Source organism: Marivita hallyeonensis (assembly GCF_900129875.1).
GTDB classification, from domain to species: domain Bacteria; phylum Pseudomonadota; class Alphaproteobacteria; order Rhodobacterales; family Rhodobacteraceae; genus Marivita; species Marivita hallyeonensis.
The window spans coordinates 517,190-536,607 of the sequence record NZ_FQXC01000002.1 but is presented as its reverse complement, the minus strand read 5'-3'; the positions used below and the strand labels follow the sequence as shown (position 1 = coordinate 536,607).

Genomic DNA, 19,418 nt, shown 5'->3' with positions numbered 1-19,418 from the left:
TTCCGCTTCGCAAGCTTGACGCAAGGTTCGCAGGGCACACCATGGTTATCAAGCGGGGAGATATGCCTCGCGGAGATGACCGTACGACACGTCCAGAGGGGGCGGTCGGCGGTTTTGGGAGGACAACATGACTGACAAGACAACTCTGCGCCACACGGCGCAAGCCGCCCTCGTGGGCGCAGCGACCCTGGCCTTGGCGACAACCGCAACGGCCGGCAGCCACGGCGGCGTCAACTACGAAGGCCAAACCATCGAATTCGTGATCCCGTTCTCGGAATCGGGCGGGTCGGCGCGCTGGGCCAATTTCTACGCGCCGCTTTTGTCCGAAGCGTTGCCGGGCAACCCGACGGTTGTCGTACGCTATCGTCCCGGTGCCGGATCCACCACCGGCGCGAATTGGTTCCAGGAACAGACAACCGATGACGGCACGCTGATTTTCGGCACTTCGGGATCGACGCAGTTCCCGTATCTTCTGGGCGATCCGCGTGTGCGCTACGAATACAATGACTGGCAGGTGGTGCTTGCCTCGGGCACCGGCGGTGTGGCTTACCTCCCGCCTGACGAAGCGGCGAAGATGGATGGTCTGGATGCAACGGGCCTGCAAGGTACCGACTACATCTGGGGCAGCCAGGGGGCGACACGGCTTGACCTCGTTGCCAACCTCGCGTGGGAAATGCTGGGTATGAATGTCGAGCCGGTCTTCGGTATCGAGGGGCGCGGCGACGGCCGTCTCATGTTCGAACGCGGTGAGGCGAATATCGACTACCAGACATCCTCGGCCTATCTGCGTTCGGTTCAGCCGATGGTCGATGAAGGTCTGGCCGTCCCGATGATGACATGGGGCGCGCTAGACAACGCGGGCAACATCGTGCGCGACCCGACCTTCCCGGACATTCCGTCCTTCAAGGAAGTGTGCGAAGCGACACCGGCCTGTGCCACAGAAGGCGATGCCTGGGACGCGTGGAAGGCGTTCTTCATCGCGGGCTTCCCGGCGCAGAAGATGGTGTTCCTTCCCGGAAGCGCCTCGGCGGATGTTGTGGAAACCTTCTCGCAGGCCTTTGATGATATCATCGCGCGGGATGACTTCGACACGCTGGCCGAGAAAACGCTTGGTGTCTATCCGCAGATGACCCGCGATGGTGCCAAGGCTGCATTCCAGTTGGGAACACAGGTGCCGGAAGAAGCGCGCGCCTTTGTCGTGAACTGGCTCGAAGAAAGCTACGGCGTCACTCTGGAGTGACACATGCCGGGCCTTGCCGGTGATCCGGCAGGGCCCTTTAGGCTTTCCCTTTATCGACAGGACCCGTGATGGACCTTTTGGCGACAGCGCTACCGGCGCTTGGCGAAGCGTTTTCGCTTATCCTCCAACCGCAGCAGATCGCATTCCTGATGCTGGGTGTGCTTCTTGGCCTCTCGGTCGGGATCTTTCCCGGACTGGGTGGCATCGCGGGCCTGTCGCTGGTTCTGCCCTTTATCTTTGGCATGGACCCGGTTTCGGGTCTGGCCCTGATGGTCGGTCTCATTGCCGTGGTTCCGACCTCAGACACCTTCGCCTCTGTCCTCCTTGGGATACCGGGATCGACGGCCAGTCAAGCCACGGTGCTTGACGGTTTTCCGCTCGCCAAGAAAGGGGAGGCTGCACGCGCGCTCTCTGCCGCCTTCATTGCGTCGCTGTTCGGCGGCCTTCTGGGCGCGATTGTCCTGACGTTCTTCATTCTGATCGCGCGCCCGCTCATCCTCGCCTTTGGCACGCCGGAAATGCTGATGGTGACACTCCTCGGTCTGTCGATGGTGGCCATTCTGGCAGGACGCGTCCCGCTCAAGGGCGTTGCGGCGGCCGGTCTAGGCCTCATGGTCGGCACGATTGGTGAATCCGACGCTTCAGGTTCGCTACGCATGGCGACCTACGACATTCCCTACCTGACCGAGGGTATCAAACTGGTCATCGTTGGCCTTGGCATCTTTGCCATCCCCGAGATCGTCGCGCTGTTGCGGCAGGATCGGGCGATTTCCAAAACCGGTGGGCTTGGTTCGGGCTGGATGCGCGGGATCAAGGACTGGTTCGCCAATATCTGGCTGTCGGTCCGATCCGCCGCCATCGGTGTCGTGGTCGGTGTCATTCCGGGTCTCGGCGGGTCTGTCGTGGACTGGATCGCCTACGGCTTCACCGTGCAATCGGCCAAGGACAAATCGCAATTCGGCAAGGGCGACATCCGCGGCGTGATCGGGCCGGAGAGTTCGAACAACGCAAAAGAGGGAGGGGGCCTTGTGCCGACGCTGATCTTCGGCATTCCCGGGTCAGGTTCGATGGCGGTCTTCCTCGGCGGCATCGCGCTTCTGGGTTATGATCCCGGCCCGCACATGGTGCGGAACAACCTCGACATCACGTACACCATCGTCTGGTCACTCGCGCTTGCCAACGTGTTCGGTGCCGCGCTCTGCATCCTGCTGTCCGGTCAGATCGCGCGGATCACGACGATCCGCTTCACGCTTGTCGCGCCCTTCCTTTTCATGCTGATCGCCTTTGCCGCATTCCAGTCGAGCCAGTCGCTGATGGACCTCGCGATGCTGCTCCTTATCGGGTGTCTTGGCATCTTCCTGCGCCGGTTCGAGTGGTCGCGGCCTGCGTTTCTCATCGGTTTCGTGCTGTCCTCGCAGGCCGAGAGCTTTGCCAATCAGGCGGTCCAGATCGGGCGCATCCAGTTCCGCCGCGATTTCTGGCAGGGGATGGAGTACATCTTTTCACCCGTGTCCATCGGCATCCTGATCCTTCTGGTGATCTCGGTCGTCATCGGCCTCCGTCAGGGCAAGCACATCCTTGGCGACAGCCGCCCCCCCACCGGATCGAAGCGCGCGCCGCTCATCTTCCTTCTGGCCGTGACCGCCTACGTCGCCATCGCGGTCCTCGATGCGTCGACGATCACAGTTCTGCGCGACAAGATCTTCCCCGTCACCATCGGCATCGTCACGCTGATCGCCTGTGCGGCCTTGCTGATCCGCATGATGCGGGTGCCCGAAACAGACCCGGTCTTCGCTGACCTGGAAGCGGGGGGTGACGACGCGGCGGCACCGCACGGGCTTTGGGCGACGCTGTCTTGGTTCGCTTTCCTTCTGGCGTTGTCCGCGCTTATTGGCTTTGTGCTGGCCTTGGCCGTCTTCTTGATGAGCTTCCTGCGACTGCGCGCGGGCATCAGCTGGGTGCGGGCGTCCATCCTGACCGCTGCCGGTGTGGGCGTTCTGATCTTCCTTGGCGGTACGCTTGGGCGTGATTTCCCTCCCGGCCTGCTGCAAGACGTCGTTGATCTTCCCTGGCCGCTCACATGACGCTGCATCTGCTTGCGCTGGCAGGTGATGGGATTGGTCCCGAAATCACCCGGGCGACGTGCGACTTGGTGCGCGCCGCCTGTGACGCGAGCGATGTGGAAGTCTCCATTTCAGAGGCCGAGATCGGCTTCGATGCCCTAGAACGGTACGGAACGACCATTCCCGAAGATGTGATTGCGCGGGCAAAGGCTGCGGACGGGGTGATCCTGGGACCGGTGTCGCACAATGCCTATCCGCCAATCAGCGAGGGCGGGTTGAACCCTTCCGGTGTCTTGCGCAAGGCGCTCAACCTGCATGCCAATATCCGCCCGGCCCGAAGCCACCCGGCGGTGGCGACGCCAACCGGGCAGGCCGTCGATATGGTCATCGTGCGCGAAAACCTCGAAGGCTTCTATGCCGATCGGAACATGGAGCACGGACCGGCGGAATTCATGCCGGTGCCCGGCGTGGCCCTGTCCATGCGCAGGATCACCGAAGCCAACTCTCGCGCCATCGCCGAAACCGGCTATGCCCTGGCGATGCGCCGAACAGCCAAGCGCGTTGCGGTCATTCACAAGGCCAACGTGCTGCGCCAGTCCGACGGTCTGTTCCTCGACACCGTGCGGGACGTTGCAAAAGGCTTTCCCGAAATCGAGACCGAAGAGGTGTTGATCGACGCCGCTGCGGCGCTGTTCGTGCGGGACCCGTCGCGCTTTGACGTGGTGATCGCCACCAACATGTACGGGGATATTCTGTCCGACCTCGCCTCAGAGCTTGCCGGGGGCTTGGGTCTGGCGGCTTCGCTCAATCACGGCACCGGGCACGCAGTTGCTCAGGCACAGCACGGCTCAGCGCCGGACCTTGCCGGTCAGGATATTGCGAACCCGGCATCGCTGATCGGATCCGCCGCCATGTTGCTGGACCATCTGGGACACCCTGCGGCGGCGCGCCTCATCCAAGCGGCTCTGGATGCCGCGCTGTCCCGGAGCGAAACGCGGACGCCTGACCTTCGAGGGACAGCTCGGACAAGCGAGATGACCGCCGCCATTCTTTCCCATATTTCGGACGGACCAATATGACACAACGCTCGATCCCGTTTCATTTCCTGCGTGGCGGCACATCGCGGGGGCCATACTTCAACCGCGCGGATCTGCCAGAGGATCGAGACGCACTGACAAGCGTCCTTCTGCAAGTGATCGGTGCCGGAAACCCGCGCAACATCGATGGCATCGGCGGAGGTGATGCCGTGACCACCAAGGTAGCGATGCTGAGTCCCTCGGAAGAAGACGGCGCCGATGTCGACTACTTCTTCGCGCAGGTCTCACCGACAGAGCTAGAGGTCGATTACGGACCCACATGCGGCAATATCCTTGTCGGCGTCGGGCCGGCCGCCATCGAAATGGGCATGGTGCCGGCGCAAAGCGGGACAACGCCCGTGCGCATCCGCGCGGTGAACACCGGTGCCCTCGTCGAAGCCATCGTCCAGACCCCAGATCGCGAGGTGCTTTACGCAGGTGATACGGAAATCGACGGCGTTCCCGGAACTGCCGCCCCCGTCGCACTGAATTTTCTTGGGGTCGTCGGCTCAAAGACCGGCACGATGTTTCCAACCGGGCGCGCGATTGATGTGATCGACGGGGTTGGAGTGACATGCATCGATGTTGCCATGCCGATGATGATCGGACGCCTCGCAGATTTCGGACTGACAGGACAGGAATCGAAAGCCGCCCTTGATGACAATACCGCGCTTTTTGAACGGATGGAGACATTGCGTCTTCAGGCCGGGCATCTGATGGGGTTCGGCGACGTCAGCAAATCGGTTGTGCCAAAGATCGGTCTGATCGGGCCACCCACCGGCGAGGCGCATCTTCTCGCGCGGTATTTCATGCCATGGAAAACGCATCCGACGCTTGCCGTGACCGGATCGCAATGTCTTGCCGCCTGTGCTTTGGCACCGGGAACCGTCGCCGACGGGATTGCGAAACCCGTGGCAACCGGGCCGTCCGTCATCACGATCGACTATGCGACGGGGCAAATGGACGTGACCGTCGATTTCGCTCGCAATGGCAGTGAACTGGACTTCAAGTCCGCCGGTATCGTGCGCACGGCGCGCCTCATCGCGCGCGGCGAGGTCATGGTCCGGGTGTGAGGGAGACAACATGAAGGACGATATGGTCATGGACCTCAAACTCTTTGACATTCTGGCGCAGACCTTCGTTGCCGAAGGGGTGAGCACCTGTTTTGCGCTCTTGGGCGATGCGAACATGAACTTCGCCACCCGCCTCGCCGAAGGTGGGTGCGAAATGATCTACGTCCGCCACGAACATTGCGCCGTCGCCGCCGCGATGGCGTATGCACGCAAGTCGGGCGAGGTCGGCGTGGCAACGACGACCTGTGGTCCGGGTCTCACGCAAGTGATGACTGCGCTTCCCGCAGCGGTGCGGGCGCGCATTCCGCTCGTCATTTTCACCGGCGAAGCGCCGTTGAAATCGGCGTGGTACAATCAGGCCATCGACCAGGCCCCGTTCGTGCTGGCCACTGGCGCGGATTACCACGTCTTGCATCATCCCGAACGTATGCCCGCAGCCATCCGTGACGCATTCCTGCAAGCTCGGCGCGAGAGACGTCCGGTCGTCGTCGGTGTACCGTTCGATCTGCAGAACCGCCCATGGGCAGGCGCACCGCCCGATCCGGTGACGTCGAAAGCGCTGGCGCCTAACCCATTGCCCATGCCGCCTCATCCCGAGAGCGTGTCCGCTGCGGTCTCCTTGATCGAGGCGTCGCAGAGGATCGTGGTGATGGCAGGCCTCGGCGCGGTAGAGGCTGGGGCAGGGGACGCCTGTCGTGCGCTGGCGGATCGGTGCGATGGCCTTTTGGCCACGACGCTCCCGGCGCGGGGGCTGTTTCATGACCATCCGTTCAACCTCAACGTCGCGGGCGGTTTTTCGACAGAGACAGCCCGCACTTGCTTTGCGGAAGCAGACCTTGTGATTGGCGTGGGGACGTCCTTGTCGCATCACAACGCCGACGGGGGAAAGCTGTGGCCCAACGCCCAGCTTTTGCACATCGACACCGACCCGGCGACGATCAGCCAAGGGCGCATCGCTGCCAACACGCATTTACGTGCGGATGCGCGTTTAGGGGTCGAGGCGCTTCTGGATCATTTGCCCACGCGGGCTGCAACATGGCGGACGGAAGACCTTGCGCACCGCATCGCCAATGCACCCGCCGATAGCACAGAGTTTCCGAAAGAAGCCGGGTTGCACGACCCGCGTGATGTTGTCGCCGCGCTTGAAGAGCACCTTCCAAAGCATTGGCAAATGGTCAATTCATCGGGACACTGTTCGTATTACGTCGCACAAATGCCGTCGCGCCCGCAGACGCATTTCCTGACCATCCGCGAATTCGGTGCCATCGGAAACGGGATCAGCTTTGCGATGGGGGTTGCCGCGGCCCGGCCCGACGACACCGTGGTGATGTTTGATGGCGACGGCAGTCTTCTCATGCATGTTCAAGAACTTGAGACAATCGCGCGGCACAAGATGAACATCCTGATCGTGGTGCTGAATGATGGTGCCTACGGGTCCGAGATCCACAAATTGCGGGCCGAAGGACTGTCCGACGAAGGCGCGGTCTTCGGCCGGACCGATCTCGCATCCATCGCGCGCGGATTTGGCATCGGCGGCGAAACAGTGACCGACCTCGATGCAATCCCCGATCTGGTTTCCGCGTTTGCTGCTGCGGGAGGGGCTGCCGTCTGGGATGTGCCGATATCGGACAAGGTCGCCTCTCCGGTCATCCGTCGCGCGCACCCGCCGAAATGACGATCTTTATTGACGCGGGCAGATGATGTATACAATAGTATACCGCGCTTGGGAGGACGCAACATGTCAACATCAATCGAGACCGCCATTGCCGAGGCACGTGCTTCGCTGCGCTCTGCACGCCAGATCCTGATCGAAGAGATACGCGCCTATCCAACGCCGATTTCGGGCTGTGACGCGCAATTCAACCACCTTCTCGCCCTCCGGCGGCGGGTCAGTGATGCGCTGGACGCGCTCGACGCCGAAGTCTTCGTACCAACACCCCGGACACCCTCACCACAGGCGGGCGTCGAAAGCCGATGAAGGTTCATATCCTTGATGACTGGTTCGACACGCTGAAGACGCTGCCCAGCTTTTCAAAGCTCGACGGACACGACGTAAAAATTTGGACGGATCATACCGAGGACTTGGACGTTTTGGCCTCGCGTCTTGCGGAAGCGGATGCGCTTGTGTTGTTCCGTGAAAGGACCGCGATCCACAAACCCTTGCTGGATCGGTTACCGAAGCTGAGGCTTATCAGTCAGCGCAGCGTCTATCCGCATGTCGACGTCCAAGCGTGCACGCAAAACGATGTTCTGTTGTGTTCCAAGATGAAAGGCGGTGCGCCGTCTCCGGCTGCGGCAGAGCTGACGTTTGCCCTGATCCTCGCCTCCGCCCGACAAATCCCGCAACAGATGGCGTCCATGCAGGCCGGACACTGGCAGCTCGCGCCGGGACAGACGCTGGCGGGTCGCCGGATCGGTCTTTACGGGTACGGGCGTATTGGCAAACAGGTAGGGAACTTCGCCCGCGCCTTCGGGATGGAGGTGGTCTGGTGGGGATCGGAAGACGGGCGCGCCCGTGCGCGCGCCGACGGGCAAACCGTGGCGAACAGTCGGCAGGCGTTCTTTGCCGATAGCGATTTCGTCTCGGTCCATGTACGCCTTACCCCCGAGACGCGTGGCTTGATCCGCGCCGAGGATCTGCTTGCAATGAAGCCAAGCGCCACCTTCGTGAACACGTCGCGGTCCCGCCTGGTGGAGCCGGGCGCGCTGGACAAGGTACTGGCCCAGGGCCGTCCGGGACGAATGGCGCTGGACGTGTTCGATGAAGAGCCGCACACCAACCCGGATGATCCGCTTTTGACCGCGCCGAATGTCATCGTCACACCGCATATCGGGTATGTCACGGAAGACGAATTGGACATGCAATTCGGCGACATCTACGACCAGATCGTTGCTTACGCGGCGGGCACTCCGATCCACATGATCAATCCGGAGGTTTGGGAGAAGGGCGCGAAAGCGTGACGGGGTCAGAAGCTTGGTTGCGGTCCGTCCTTTGGAAAAACGAGGGCCCCGTCCGCGTCGGCGACGACGTAATCACCGGGAGCGATAGCGACCCCGTCGATCCGGATCGCGCAGTCCACCTCACCTTCGCCCTTTCGGACACAGCGCGCCGGGGTGTGACCCATGGCCATGATGCCGATCGGTGTTTTCGACAGCATCTCGACGTCGCGCACGGCACCCCAGATGATGATACCGGCCCACCCATGCTCTGCAGCTTCTGCCGCGATGACATCGCCGCAGAGCGCGCGCCGCAAGGACCCGCCACCGTCCACCACGATGACACGACCCTCGCCTGGCGTATTGGCCAGTTCCTTCACGCGGCTGTTCACCTCGAATGTCTTCACCGTGACCGCAGGGCCGTGAAACGCAGGTGTTCCACCGTAATGGCGCAAGCCAGCGGGCAAGACGCCAAGCGCATCGCCGTGGTCATCGAAATGGTCGCATGTCGGTTTCATGATAAGTCTCTCCGAGGGTTGTGCGACCGACCGGGGGTCGCATGATTGAGTTTCTGCCCGAAGGCCTGTCCGAATTCGCCTTCTGGACAATCCTGATCGGCAGCTTTCTGGGGTCGTTCATCACCGCCGCGTTCGGGATCGGCGGAGGCGGTCTTTTGCTGGCGATCATGGCGACCGTCATGCCGCCTGCTGCCCTGATCCCGGTGCATGGTGTTGTCCAGTTGGGGTCGAACGCCGGACGCATGGCGATGCTGTGGCGCTCGATCTTCTGGGGCGCGCTGCCATGGTTCACGCTTGGCACGCTCGTGGGTGTTGTGTTTGGCGGGCGCGTCGTGATCGCGCTGCCGCCGCAATGGGTGCAGATTGGCATCGGCGTCTTCGTCATCTACACCGTCCTCGCCCGTGCGCCGCGGTGGTTCAGCCGATGGCCCGTCGTGACTGGCTTCATTTCCAGTTTCCTGACGATGTTCTTCGGGGCGACCGGGCTTTTCGTGGCAAGTTTCACCAAATCGCTCAAGCTCGCCCGCCATGCTCATGTCGCCACGCATGCCACGTTGATGACAGTGCAGCACGGGTTGAAGGTTGTCGTGTTCGGCCTTCTGGGTTTTGCTTTCGGTGAATGGGCCATGGTCAGTGTCGCTCTCATCGTGGTGGGTCTGATCGGGACATTCAGCGGACGGCTGGTGCTGAACCGTCTGACAGATGCGCGGTTCGGTTTGGCGCTGAACGTCCTTCTCATCCTAATTTCGCTGCGACTGATCTGGAGCGGTCTCACGTCGCTCTAGTCTTTCCGAAGCGCCGCAAGAAGATTGGTTGCAACAGTTCGCAGGTCAGCCTCTTCGTCCGGGGGCGCGACATCCAATCCGGCCATCCTTCGCTGCCACGCAATCGTGCCCTCCGTGACGTCAGCAAACAGCCCCAAATCGCGCAGCGTCTTCGACACTTCCTCCATCTCTGCCGCGCGGCGTGTGCCATGCACCAGCATGCGCTCAAAATTATACGTCGCCCGCTTCGGCCAATCCATCGCGGGATAGCTCTTGCCGAGGGAGGTCAGCACCTCGTCTTCCACCCCGGCCGCATGCGCGGCGAGCACACATTCGGAGATGAGCGCTTCGAGACCCTTCACCATGACAGAGCGGATCATCTTGATCGAAGAGGCGTGACCCACCAGATCGCTTACCACGCGGACATTCATCGGCAATTCAGTCAGCGTGTCCGACAGCGCGGCAGCCTGTGGTCCGGAGATCAGGCAGGGAACCCGATTCAATTTCGGATAGACCGGCGACATCACCGCGACGTCGACATAGCGACCGCCAGCGGCTTCGATCACTGCGGCCGATCCCCGTTTGGTTTCGGGTGCGCAAGAGTTGAGGTCAAGCCAGACGGTGCCGGAACCAAGATGCGGTGCCGCCGTTCGGGCGGCGACCCCGGCCTGGTCCGCTGTCACGGTGCAGAACACGAGGTCCGCGCTGGCCACCGCCGTGGCCGCGTCAGCGCAGTTCTCGACATTCAATACCGCCGCGCGCTCGGCAATCTCGGGCGCGGTGCGCGGGTCGGCAGACTTGATGTCATAGGCGCTGATTGCGCCCTTATGCGCATCGCCCCATCCACGCACGAAGGCAGACCCGGCTTCGCCGAACCCGATGAATGCTAATTTCATGCCAACTGTCCTTTCCGATCCCGGCCCAAGGATATGAGATCGGCATCACCCAAAGATCACACCATCCATCAGCTTGCGTGCCGTCCGCAGGACCGCTGCCGACACGATGTCGCCGCTGTCTGACAGCTTTGTCAGGACGCGTGTCTGGCCAAGCGGATGCTCGATCCGAAGCGTCTGTTCAGGACCACCCGTGACAGCTGCCAGTTCGGCCGAGACAGAGCCGGGCAGAAGGCAGGCTGTTGCCACACTGACAGCACCCAGAACGCCGATAGAGGCGTGGCAGCGATGCGGGATGAAGGTGCGCGTGCAGATCGTGCCGTCCTGGCGTGCGCGGCTGACTACCGTCATTTTCGGGACGGTCTTGTCGCGCACGTTGCCGAGGTTCATCAGCGGGCCGCAGGCCAGTCGGATCGCTTCGAGTTGTGCTTTCAACTGTGCGTCGCCGTCCAAATTCTCGCGCGGTTCGGCGCCGTCGATGCCCATATCCGTTGCTTTCAGAATGACGACCGGCATTCCGTTGTCGATGAGTGTGACCTCCACGCCCGCGACTTCATCTCGGGTGTTCCCGGTTGGCAGCAGAGCTCCGCAGGTCGACCCCGCACTTCCGACGAACTCCAACGCAACTGGAGCCGCGGTTCCCGGAACGCCGTCGATGGACGCGTTGCCTTCGTAAGTCGGGGCACCGTTGGGTGTTTCCACGGTCGCCATTGCGGTTTGTCCGGTGTTCTCCATGTAGATGGACACCCGCGTTTGGTCGCCTTGCACATCGACCAGCCCGCGCTCAATCGCGAAAGGCGCGACCCCGGCCAGGATGTTCCCGCAATTCTGTGCGTCGGACACAGTAGGCGTGTCCACGCCAACCTGCAGAAACAGGTAATCCACATCTACACCGGGACGCGAGGATCGTGAAACGACCGCGACTTTGGATGTGAGCGGATCGGCACCGCCCATCCCGTCGATCTGGCGCGGGTCCGGAGATCCCATCGCGCGGAGAAAAAAGGCATCCCGATCTGCTGGCAAATCCTCGGCCAGAAAGTACCCGCCCTTAGACGTCCCCCCGCGCATCCACATGACGCGCACGCCGTCAGACACTTGCGCCCATCCGTTCAAGTTTCGCATGAGAAAAGCAACGCAGATCACTCATATCGCAAGCCTTTCTCGGCTAGACGGTCCCTCATGTCATACATGTCGAGCCCCAGCTCACCTGACGCGAGGCGCGTGCGTTTCGCCTCTTCATTCGCCAATCGAGCTTCGGCCTTCTCCAAAACGGATGCTGCGTCCATGCGCTTAACCACGCAAACGCCATCGTCATCCGCGACGATCACATCTCCCGGTACGATTGCCGCGCGCGCGCAGACGACGGGGACATTCACAGACCCAAGCGTTTCCTTGACGGTCCCTTGGGCCGAGATCGCCTTGGCCCAGACCGGAAAACCCATTTCCTCAAGCGTCGCCACGTCGCGCACGCCGGCATCGATAATCAGCCCACGACATCCCCGCGCTTGTGCAGAGGTTGCAAGCAGATCCCCGAAATAGCCCGCGTCCGACGGGGAGGTCGTCGCGAGAACAAGCAAGTCGCCGGGCCGCACCTGTTCGATGGCCGCATGCAGCATCCAGTTGTCGGCGGGCGGCGCGAGAATGGTGACGGCCGACCCGGCAACCGAAGCGCCGCGATAGATCGGCCGCATATAAGAGGCGAGAAGCCCGGTGCGCCCCTGTGCTTCGTGCACCGTCGCGACGCCACAGCGCGCAAGCCGGTCGATGACCTCAGGCGCGGCCCGGTCGATGTGTTGCACGACCACGTTCATCAAAGTTCGTCCACCGTACGGGGGAAAACCGATTGAAACGCTTCGGCAAAGCGCGCCGGGCGGCCGCCTGCCTGCCCACCGGAGTTGCGTCGGAACTGGTTGCCCCGGTTTTCCGCCACGTTGGTGTAGTAATCCCAAAGGTGCTGTTGGCCTTCCATACACTCGATGGCGGCGCGCTTCTGATCCCACACCTCCGTGATGTCGAGCAGCGTATCGGGCTTCCAGCCCATCTGTTCTGTCTGGTGCGGCTCGAAAAGGTAGAGCTGCGGCGCGCCAAGCACCTGTTCACCCGGATTGTGCCCCCAAGCCTGCGCGATCATTCGGACCTCAAGCGCCACCTCGGTCGCGTACATGTGGTCGGTGTTGTAGGGGTCATATTTTGAGTGGCAAAGCATGAAGCGCGGCTGCACACTGCGCAACACATCGACGAGGCGCATCTTGCTGTCCTGGTCAACGACGAGGGGATAATCGCCCAGATCGAAGAATTGAATGTCGTGCACATTCAACGCCTTGGCCGCAGCTTCCGCCTCTTTTCGACGGATGGATTTCACCTCGCCGAGCGTTTTCCCGTCTTTCCAAAGACGCGCGCTTTCCCCGCGTTCGCCGTAGGACAGGCAGACAACGGTGACGTCATAACCGCGCGCCTGATGCAGTGCGATCGCCCCGCCGCAGCGCCAGACGAAATCCGCCGCATGCGCCGAGATCACCAGCGCGGACTTGCGCTCTGCCATGTCATCCTCCCCAAGCGGTCTCCCCGCATGAGACTGTGCGACATTCGGTGCGCGTGGGCAATTTGAAAAGCCGGGTCAGGCGCTGTCGCGCACCACATGTACGGCACAGGGCGCGTGGCGTACGACGCGGGCCGCCGTGGAGCCCAGGAAAAAGTCGCTCAGACCCGGTTTGTGCGACCCGATCACGATGCAGTCGAACGCGTTATCGGTGGCGTAATCGATGATGGTCCGGGCCGAGTGTCCCTGGATCAGAACCGGCGTCACGTCCTCCACATCGGCCAGCTTTTCGTCCATCCGCGTTTTCGCGTTGGCAAATCCCGCCTTGATCACATCTTCATCGACATAGGCGCTAACGGTACCCTGCGGCATCTCATAGACGTGCAGAGCGACGATACGGCCGGTGCCCCCGGCCAGAACACGTGCCACCTGCAACGACTGGGGCGAGATCCCGTGGTCGAGCGCCATGGGAACGAGGATCTTGTTGTACATGGGGGCCTCCGGTCTTGGCTCGGGCCGTCAGGCCCAGGGATGCAGCACGATTTTCGGCGACGCAACGACGCCGGCGCGCAGGTCTTTGAATGCCTGAATACCATCTTCCAGCGGCATTGTCCGGATCCAGTCGAGCGGACCGAGGCGACCGTCGTAGATCGCCTGTGCCGTATCGCGGAATTCCTGCGCGGTGTAGGTATAGGTGCCGATAAACGTGATCTCCTGCAACGTCATACGTCGCACATCAAGACCGCCTGTATCTTCGCCAAGCCCGATATGAGCGATCACGCCGCCGGGCAGGACGAGGGCGGAGGCGGTGGCCCGCGTCGCCGCGTATCCCACAGCGTCAATAATCATCGGTGCAGGCACGTCGCTTTGTGCAACGGCGGTTTCGCCACAGGCGTCGGCCAGAAACGCACGGCGGTGGTCGTTCGGCTCTACGATGGTCACGTCTTCGACCCCCATCGCCTTCAGCGCCAGTGATGCCGCCAGCCCGATGGCTCCGCCGCCCAGGACCAGCGCGCGGCGTTCCATCGCCGGATGAAGCGCGCCGAGCGCAAGCTTCGCCGCATGCCAGCTTACCGCCAACGGTTCCGCCAGCGCCGCTTTGCTCAAGGGCACATGGTCCGGCACCGCGACAAGGTTTGCTTCGGGCATCGCCACGTATTGCGCAAACGCGCCTTCGCGCGGCGGCATGGAGATGATTTGACGCCCGGGGCACAGGTTTTCACGCTGGCTTTGGCACGCCGGGCAAGTGCCGCAGGGCACCAGCGGATTGATCGTCACCCGCGTACCGGCCATCGGCCCGCCTTCTACAACACCGGCCGCCTCGTGGCCGAGGATCAACGGGGCAGGGCGACGGGCGTCATGGCCCAGGTAGGCATGCATGTCCGACCCGCAAATGCCTACAGCATCCACGCGCACCAGATGCTCACCCTCGCGCGGCGTTGCCGACCGGACTTCCCGGTACGCCAGCGCTTCAACGCCCTCATAGACCAGCGCTTTCATTTTGCGGTGAACCCCCCGTCAACCATCAGGACCTGCCCTGTAACATAAGCAGACGCTTCGGAGCAGAGGAAGAGCAGGGGCCCATCGATATCCGACATCTGCCCGTTGCGCCCGATGCAGGTTTGTGCCGCGTTCCGCGCGGCACGGTCTGGGTCGGAAAAGACGGCTTCGGTCAGTTCGGTCGGAAAGAACCCCGGCCCGATGGCATTTGCAGTGATCCCATCCCGCGACCACGCTTCGGCCATCGCGCGCGTCAATTGCGCGATCCCGCCTTTGGTCGCACCGTAGGCAATGCCGCCCGGAAAGGCGCGGGTGGTCTGGAGCGACGCGAAATTCACGATCCGGCCCCAGCCCTTTGATTTCATTCCCGGAACAAGCGCTTGAGAGAGAAAGAAGGGCGCAGAAAGGTTGAGCGCAAGCGTTTTGTCCCACCCGTCCTGCGTGACATCGTCCGCCGCCTCGCGCGTGTTCACCCCTGCTGCATGGACCACGATATCCGGTGCGCCGAACGGCGCGCTGATCGCGTCGCGCAGGGCATCCATTTGGTCACGGTCTGTGACATCGGCCACGTGGAAGGCGACGCGGTCGCCGATCTCGGCGACAAGGCTTTCCAATTCAGCCTGACGTCTTGCGATGCCGACGACATGCGCCCCGGCCGCCGCCAGAACCTTGGCCGCTTGCCGGCCAAGGCCAGAACTTGCGCCGGTGATGACCGCGACATGGCCCGTGAGATCGAACAGGCGTGACGGATCACCCATCTGCGGTCAGGTCGAAATTCACCCCCGGGAAGTATTTCGCCAGCCTCACATCCGCTGCACGAGCATGACCTTCCATGCCTTCGAGACGGGAAATCCGCGCGGTCGCCTCGGCCACGGCCTTTGACCCTTCGCGGGTTGCCCGCTGCCACGTGACGATCTTCATGTATTTGTGCACCGACAACCCGCCCGTGTAGCTGGCCGCGCCAGAGGTGGGCAGCACGTGGTTCGTGCCGGTCGCCTTGTCGCCGTAGGACACGGTTGTCTCTTCGCCAAGGAACAGCGACCCGTAGCAGGTCAGCCGGTCGAGCCACCAGTCGAGGTCATCCGCTTGCACGGTCAGGTGCTCCGGCGCGTACTGGTCTGAACAGGCCGCCATGTCTTCGCGATCCGCGCACAGAATGACTTCAGCATAGTCGCGCCACGCCGCGAACGCGTTCTCGCGGTTGAGCTCCGGCAGGTCGTCGATCAGACCCGGCACCATGTCCATGACCTTTTCGGCCAGCGCGCGGTCATCCGTCACCAGCCAGACGGGCGAGTTGTAGCCATGCTCTGCCTGGCTCACCAGATCGGTGGCCACGATCAGAGGATCAGCGGTTTTGTCGGCAAGGATCAAGCTGTCGGTCGGTCCCGCGATCATGTCGATGCCAACGCGCCCGAAGAGGATGCGCTTGGCTTCGGCCACGAACTGGTTGCCCGGACCCACGAGGATATTCGCTTTCGGCAAGCCGAACAGTCCGAACGTCATCGCAGCCACGCCCTGTACTCCGCCCATCGACAAGATCTTGTCGGCACCGCAAATATGCGCCGCGTAGACGATGGCCGGGTTGACGCCGACATCAGGGCGAGGGGGCGAACACGCGGTGATGTGACGACAGCCCGCGACCTTTGCCGTCGTCACCGTCATGATGGCCGACGCGATGTGGCTGTAGCGCCCGCCCGGCACATAACAGCCGGCGGCGTCGACCGGGATGGCTTTCTGACCGGCAATCATACCGGGCACAATTTCGAGCGTCACATCCGTCAGCGTGCTTTTTTGCGCCTCGGCAAATCGTTTCACGTTGTTATGGGCGAATTGAATGTCGCGCTTCAATTTCTCCGGCACTTCGGCGCAGGCCGCGTCGATCTCTTCCGGCGTCAGTAGGATGTTGCCCTCGTACTTGTCGAATTTCTTCGCGTATTCGAGCGCTTTCGCGTCGCCGCCCGCTTCGATATCGGCCAGAATGGTTTGTACCGTCTCGTGCACCTCAGAGGCGTCGGATTTCGCGGTCAAAGTCGCCTTCTTGAGGTATTCACGCGTCATATCTGGGATCCCGTTTTCATGTGTGACCGAACCGAAATGCTGCACTGCGACCCGTTGATTCGCAGGTGACTGTGCGATTCTGTCGCGAAGTGTAAGCGCTTACATTGCGCGCATGCAAGCCCTTACATTTTTCCGATGCCGGATTATGATCGCACTACCGCTTGCACGCACGGGCGTGTTTTGAGATGTGCCAAAAGATGACACGTACCCGCTCTGCTCCCACGCTTGATGACGTTGCCCAACTCGCTGGGGTTTCGACGGCCACAGTGTCGCGGTGTCTCAATGCGCCGGACCGGGTCGTCGAGGGGACCCGCAAAAAGGTCTTGGCCGCCGTCGACGAGCTTGGATACACACCGAATTTCGGTGCGCGCGCCATGGCCGCCAAGCGCACGTTCACGATCGGTGCCATCATCCCGACCATGGACAACGCCATCTTCGCGCGCGGTATCCAGGCCTTTCAGGAAGCCCTGTTCGAACGCGGTTACACGCTTTTGGTCGCAAGTTCGTCCTACGACCCACAGGTCGAGGCCGATCAAATCCGCTCGCTTGTGGCGCGGGGCGCGGATGGGTTGTTTCTGATCGGGTACGAACGCGATCCGGCCGTCTACGACTATCTCGCACAGCAATCTGTACCAGTACTGATCTCCTGGGCCTTCGACGCCCAGCAAAACGTGCCGACGGTCGGGTTCGACAACCGCAAGGGCATGCGCGCCATCGCCGAAGCGATCATCGGTCTGGGCCATCGCCGGATTGCCGTTGTGTCGGGGATGTTGGATGGAAACGATCGAACCACCGAACGTGTCGAAGGCATCCGCGAGGCGTTGTCAGCACACGGCATCGATCCTGACACCGTGCCAGTGCTGCAGACCCCTTATGAGATCGACAATGGCACGGAGGCGTTCAAGTCGCTGATGACATCGGCAACGCCGCCGACAGCGGTCATCTGCGGCAACGATGTTCTGGCTGTGGGTGCGCTGCTGGGCGCACAGGACCTTGGCCTGACTGTTCCCGCGGATGTGTCGATCACCGGGTTCGATGACATCGAACTGGCCCGCATCGTGACCCCGGCACTCACCACCGTCCACGTCCCGCACCGGGATATGGGGCGCAAAGCGGCGGAGGCCTTGATCGAGATGGTCGAAACCAAGGCCCCCGTCGCGTCTGTCGAAATCCCGATTACGCTCAAGATGCGCGGGTCTCTGGCCCCACCGAAAGAGTGAGTGATGTCCGATTTCCAGAGACGCGTCTCCGCCAGCCATGACCGCCCAAGGCACTGACCCACATCCGACCACGCAGCGCGCGTCCCGGGCCCTGATGATTCAAGGCACTGGTTCGAATGTCGGCAAATCCATGTTGGTGGCTGGCCTCTGCCGGGTTGCCGCACGGCGCGGGATCTCGGTTGCGCCCTTCAAACCGCAGAACATGTCGAACAACGCGGCGGTGACAGCGGATGGTGGGGAAATCGGCCGCGCTCAGGCGTTGCAGGCCGTGGCATGTGGACGAGAACCGACGGTCCACATGAACCCGGTGTTGCTGAAACCCGAAAGCGACCGGGCGTCTCAGGTTGTGGTGCAAGGCAAGGTGCGCGGTCGCCTGCAAGCCAGTCGGTTTCGCGAAGATCGCGGGGCCTTGCTGGACGTGGTTCTGGACAGTTTTCATACGCTTGCGGAAACGGCGGACCTTGTCATTGTCGAGGGTGCGGGAAGTCCGGCGGAAGTCAATCTGCGCAGGGGAGACATTGCCAACATGGGCTTCGCCTGTGCCGCCGATGTGCCGGTTATTCTGGCTGGGGACATCGACAGAGGCGGCGTCATTGCCCAGCTCGTCGGAACACATGCCGTGTTGTCACCGGAAGACAGGCGACAGATTGCAGGGTTCCTCGTCAATAAGTTCCGAGGGGATGTATCGCTGTTCGATGACGGGTACGCCGCAATCGAACACCATACGGGCTGGCCGGGTTTCGGGGTGCTGCCTTGGTTCGACGCCGCGCATCTCTTGCCAGCCGAAGACGCGGTCGACGTGGGCCGGAGCGGCGCAGGGCAGGGCTATCACGTTGTCTGCCCGATGCTGTCACGGATCGCCAATTTCGACGACCTGGACCCCTTGCGGGCCGAGCCGGATGTACGCGTTTCAATGGTACCGCCGGGCCGTGCCCTTCCGGGCGATGCCGATCTGGTTATTCTGCCGGGCACGAAATCCACCCGCGCTGACCTTGATTTCCTGCGGCAGCAGGGGTGGGATATCGACCTTCGCGCGCATCTGCGCCGTGGAGGAACAGTGCTTGGCATCTGCGGTGGCTACCAGATACTCGGAACCCGCATCGACGATCCGGAAGGCATAGAAGGCCCGCCGGGGACGACCGAGGGTCTGGGCTTGCTCAATGTCACCACGCGGATGCAACCGGGCAAAACGCTCACTCGTGTTCAGGCACGGCACGCGGCAACCGGCGCGGCCATGGACGGCTACGAAATCCACATCGGAGAGACGACCGGGCCCGACTGTGATCGCCCGTTTTCACATTTTGATCAGGTGCCCGATGGCGCGATCTCGGAAAGCGGGCGCGTGATGGGGACTTACCTGCACGGCCTTTTCAGCAAGGGTGCATTTCGGCATGCGTTTCTGGCAGAGCGGGGTCAGCACTCGGGCGGAGCGGACTATACGGCCACGGTCGAGCAAACGCTGGACGCACTTGCAGAGCATATGGAAAGCCACCTCGATATCGACGCAATTCTGAAGGTGGCACGGGCGTCGAAGTGA

General features: G+C 62.2%; 19 protein-coding genes. 10 read left to right on the top strand and 9 right to left on the bottom strand.

Annotated elements, in window-relative coordinates:
* Nucleotides 1-127 precede the first annotated feature (127 nt).
* The 7 genes from BUA42_RS08325 to BUA42_RS08295 all read left to right on the top strand — a co-directional run bounded on the left by BUA42_RS08325 (nucleotide 128) and on the right by BUA42_RS08295 (nucleotide 8,413).
* On the top strand, nucleotides 128-1,240 hold the full coding sequence (locus tag BUA42_RS08325) for a type 2 periplasmic-binding domain-containing protein (RefSeq protein ID WP_072777223.1): 1,113 nt from the start codon (nucleotides 128-130) through the stop codon (nucleotides 1,238-1,240).
* A gap of 68 nt (nucleotides 1,241-1,308) precedes the next feature.
* Nucleotides 1,309-3,324, top strand: a complete 2,016-nt coding sequence (locus BUA42_RS08320; protein WP_072777222.1) for a tripartite tricarboxylate transporter permease — start codon at nucleotides 1,309-1,311, stop codon at nucleotides 3,322-3,324.
* Nucleotides 3,321-4,382, top strand: coding sequence for an isocitrate/isopropylmalate dehydrogenase family protein (locus BUA42_RS08315; RefSeq protein WP_072777221.1), 1,062 nt, complete (start codon nucleotides 3,321-3,323; stop codon nucleotides 4,380-4,382). The genes BUA42_RS08320 and BUA42_RS08315 overlap by 4 nt, the downstream gene beginning before the upstream one ends.
* On the top strand, nucleotides 4,379-5,452 hold the full coding sequence (locus BUA42_RS08310; protein WP_072777220.1) for a 4-oxalomesaconate tautomerase: 1,074 nt from the start codon (nucleotides 4,379-4,381) through the stop codon (nucleotides 5,450-5,452). The genes BUA42_RS08315 and BUA42_RS08310 overlap by 4 nt, the downstream gene beginning before the upstream one ends.
* Nucleotides 5,453-5,462: 10 nt before the next feature.
* The gene (locus tag BUA42_RS08305) at nucleotides 5,463-7,127 is read left to right on the top strand and encodes a thiamine pyrophosphate-binding protein (RefSeq protein WP_245818975.1); all 1,665 of its coding nucleotides are present in this window, start codon (nucleotides 5,463-5,465) and stop codon (nucleotides 7,125-7,127) included.
* Nucleotides 7,128-7,190: 63 nt separating this feature from the next.
* Nucleotides 7,191-7,430, top strand: coding sequence for a hypothetical protein (locus BUA42_RS08300; RefSeq protein ID WP_072777219.1), 240 nt, complete (start codon nucleotides 7,191-7,193; stop codon nucleotides 7,428-7,430).
* Entirely contained in the window at nucleotides 7,427-8,413 is a 987-nt protein-coding gene (locus BUA42_RS08295; RefSeq protein ID WP_072777218.1) for a D-2-hydroxyacid dehydrogenase family protein, read from the top strand. Before BUA42_RS08300 ends, BUA42_RS08295 begins: the two co-directional genes overlap by 4 nt.
* A 5-nt stretch (nucleotides 8,414-8,418) precedes the next feature.
* On the opposite strand, the gene rraA is transcribed toward BUA42_RS08295, so the two are convergent.
* Nucleotides 8,419-8,907: a ribonuclease E activity regulator RraA gene (gene rraA / locus BUA42_RS08290; RefSeq protein ID WP_072777217.1), complete on the bottom strand. Its 489-nt coding sequence runs from the start codon at nucleotides 8,905-8,907 to the stop codon at nucleotides 8,419-8,421.
* A gap of 41 nt (nucleotides 8,908-8,948) precedes the next feature.
* On the opposite strand from rraA, the gene BUA42_RS08285 reads away from it, so the two are divergent.
* A complete protein-coding gene (locus BUA42_RS08285; protein ID WP_072777216.1) occupies nucleotides 8,949-9,692 on the top strand; it encodes a TSUP family transporter in 744 nt (247 codons plus the stop codon).
* Here the strand turns inward: BUA42_RS08285 and BUA42_RS08280 are convergent.
* The 8 genes from BUA42_RS08280 to hisD all read right to left on the bottom strand — a co-directional run bounded on the left by BUA42_RS08280 (nucleotide 9,689) and on the right by hisD (nucleotide 16,661).
* Entirely contained in the window at nucleotides 9,689-10,567 is an 879-nt protein-coding gene (locus tag BUA42_RS08280) for an NAD(P)-dependent oxidoreductase (protein WP_072777215.1), read from the bottom strand. The two genes, BUA42_RS08285 and BUA42_RS08280, sit on opposite strands and share 4 nt — an antisense overlap.
* Before the next feature lie 45 nt (nucleotides 10,568-10,612).
* Nucleotides 10,613-11,686, bottom strand: a complete 1,074-nt coding sequence (locus tag BUA42_RS08275) for a 4-oxalomesaconate tautomerase (RefSeq protein ID WP_245818974.1) — start codon at nucleotides 11,684-11,686, stop codon at nucleotides 10,613-10,615.
* 17 nt (nucleotides 11,687-11,703) lie between these two features.
* Nucleotides 11,704-12,375: a 4-carboxy-4-hydroxy-2-oxoadipate aldolase/oxaloacetate decarboxylase gene (locus BUA42_RS08270; protein ID WP_072777214.1), complete on the bottom strand. Its 672-nt coding sequence runs from the start codon at nucleotides 12,373-12,375 to the stop codon at nucleotides 11,704-11,706.
* A complete protein-coding gene (locus BUA42_RS08265) occupies nucleotides 12,375-13,106 on the bottom strand; it encodes a PIG-L deacetylase family protein (protein ID WP_072777213.1) in 732 nt (243 codons plus the stop codon). The genes BUA42_RS08270 and BUA42_RS08265 overlap by 1 nt, the downstream gene beginning before the upstream one ends.
* A gap of 75 nt (nucleotides 13,107-13,181) precedes the next feature.
* Nucleotides 13,182-13,595, bottom strand: a complete 414-nt coding sequence (locus BUA42_RS08260) for a universal stress protein (RefSeq protein WP_072777212.1) — start codon at nucleotides 13,593-13,595, stop codon at nucleotides 13,182-13,184.
* A gap of 27 nt (nucleotides 13,596-13,622) precedes the next feature.
* Nucleotides 13,623-14,603: a zinc-dependent alcohol dehydrogenase gene (locus BUA42_RS08255; protein WP_072777211.1), complete on the bottom strand. Its 981-nt coding sequence runs from the start codon at nucleotides 14,601-14,603 to the stop codon at nucleotides 13,623-13,625.
* Nucleotides 14,600-15,361, bottom strand: coding sequence for an SDR family NAD(P)-dependent oxidoreductase (locus BUA42_RS08250; RefSeq protein WP_072777210.1), 762 nt, complete (start codon nucleotides 15,359-15,361; stop codon nucleotides 14,600-14,602). The genes BUA42_RS08255 and BUA42_RS08250 overlap by 4 nt, the downstream gene beginning before the upstream one ends.
* A complete protein-coding gene (gene hisD / locus BUA42_RS08245; RefSeq protein WP_072777492.1) occupies nucleotides 15,354-16,661 on the bottom strand; it encodes a histidinol dehydrogenase in 1,308 nt (435 codons plus the stop codon). The genes BUA42_RS08250 and hisD overlap by 8 nt, the downstream gene beginning before the upstream one ends.
* A 197-nt stretch (nucleotides 16,662-16,858) precedes the next feature.
* Here hisD and BUA42_RS08240 point away from each other — a divergent pair, with 197 nt between their 5' ends.
* Nucleotides 16,859-17,881 carry a LacI family DNA-binding transcriptional regulator gene (locus BUA42_RS08240; RefSeq protein WP_072777209.1) on the top strand — a complete coding sequence of 341 codons (1,023 nt, stop codon included), beginning with the start codon at nucleotides 16,859-16,861 and terminating at the stop codon, nucleotides 17,879-17,881.
* Nucleotides 17,882-17,975: 94 nt separating this feature from the next.
* A complete protein-coding gene (locus BUA42_RS08235; protein ID WP_245818973.1) occupies nucleotides 17,976-19,418 on the top strand; it encodes a cobyric acid synthase in 1,443 nt (480 codons plus the stop codon).

What these genes read in the sequence shown, in the direction of transcription:
- BUA42_RS08325 (WP_072777223.1), top strand. Translation starts at nt 128, where the DNA reads ATGACTGACAAGACAACTCTGCGCCACACGGCGCAAGCCGCCCTCGTG.
- BUA42_RS08320 (WP_072777222.1), top strand. Translation starts at nt 1,309, where the DNA reads ATGGACCTTTTGGCGACAGCGCTACCGGCGCTTGGCGAAGCGTTTTCG.
- BUA42_RS08315 (WP_072777221.1), top strand. Translation starts at nt 3,321, where the DNA reads ATGACGCTGCATCTGCTTGCGCTGGCAGGTGATGGGATTGGTCCCGAA.
- BUA42_RS08310 (WP_072777220.1), top strand. Translation starts at nt 4,379, where the DNA reads ATGACACAACGCTCGATCCCGTTTCATTTCCTGCGTGGCGGCACATCG.
- BUA42_RS08305 (WP_245818975.1), top strand. Translation starts at nt 5,463, where the DNA reads ATGAAGGACGATATGGTCATGGACCTCAAACTCTTTGACATTCTGGCG.
- BUA42_RS08300 (WP_072777219.1), top strand. Translation starts at nt 7,191, where the DNA reads ATGTCAACATCAATCGAGACCGCCATTGCCGAGGCACGTGCTTCGCTG.
- BUA42_RS08295 (WP_072777218.1), top strand. Translation starts at nt 7,427, where the DNA reads ATGAAGGTTCATATCCTTGATGACTGGTTCGACACGCTGAAGACGCTG.
- rraA (WP_072777217.1), bottom strand. Translation starts at nt 8,907, where the DNA reads ATGAAACCGACATGCGACCATTTCGATGACCACGGCGATGCGCTTGGC.
- BUA42_RS08285 (WP_072777216.1), top strand. Translation starts at nt 8,949, where the DNA reads ATGATTGAGTTTCTGCCCGAAGGCCTGTCCGAATTCGCCTTCTGGACA.
- BUA42_RS08280 (WP_072777215.1), bottom strand. Translation starts at nt 10,567, where the DNA reads ATGAAATTAGCATTCATCGGGTTCGGCGAAGCCGGGTCTGCCTTCGTG.
- BUA42_RS08275 (WP_245818974.1), bottom strand. Translation starts at nt 11,686, where the DNA reads ATGCGAAACTTGAACGGATGGGCGCAAGTGTCTGACGGCGTGCGCGTC.
- BUA42_RS08270 (WP_072777214.1), bottom strand. Translation starts at nt 12,375, where the DNA reads ATGAACGTGGTCGTGCAACACATCGACCGGGCCGCGCCTGAGGTCATC.
- BUA42_RS08265 (WP_072777213.1), bottom strand. Translation starts at nt 13,106, where the DNA reads ATGGCAGAGCGCAAGTCCGCGCTGGTGATCTCGGCGCATGCGGCGGAT.
- BUA42_RS08260 (WP_072777212.1), bottom strand. Translation starts at nt 13,595, where the DNA reads ATGTACAACAAGATCCTCGTTCCCATGGCGCTCGACCACGGGATCTCG.
- BUA42_RS08255 (WP_072777211.1), bottom strand. Translation starts at nt 14,603, where the DNA reads ATGAAAGCGCTGGTCTATGAGGGCGTTGAAGCGCTGGCGTACCGGGAA.
- BUA42_RS08250 (WP_072777210.1), bottom strand. Translation starts at nt 15,361, where the DNA reads ATGGGTGATCCGTCACGCCTGTTCGATCTCACGGGCCATGTCGCGGTC.
- hisD (WP_072777492.1), bottom strand. Translation starts at nt 16,661, where the DNA reads ATGACGCGTGAATACCTCAAGAAGGCGACTTTGACCGCGAAATCCGAC.
- BUA42_RS08240 (WP_072777209.1), top strand. Translation starts at nt 16,859, where the DNA reads ATGACACGTACCCGCTCTGCTCCCACGCTTGATGACGTTGCCCAACTC.
- BUA42_RS08235 (WP_245818973.1), top strand. Translation starts at nt 17,976, where the DNA reads ATGATTCAAGGCACTGGTTCGAATGTCGGCAAATCCATGTTGGTGGCT.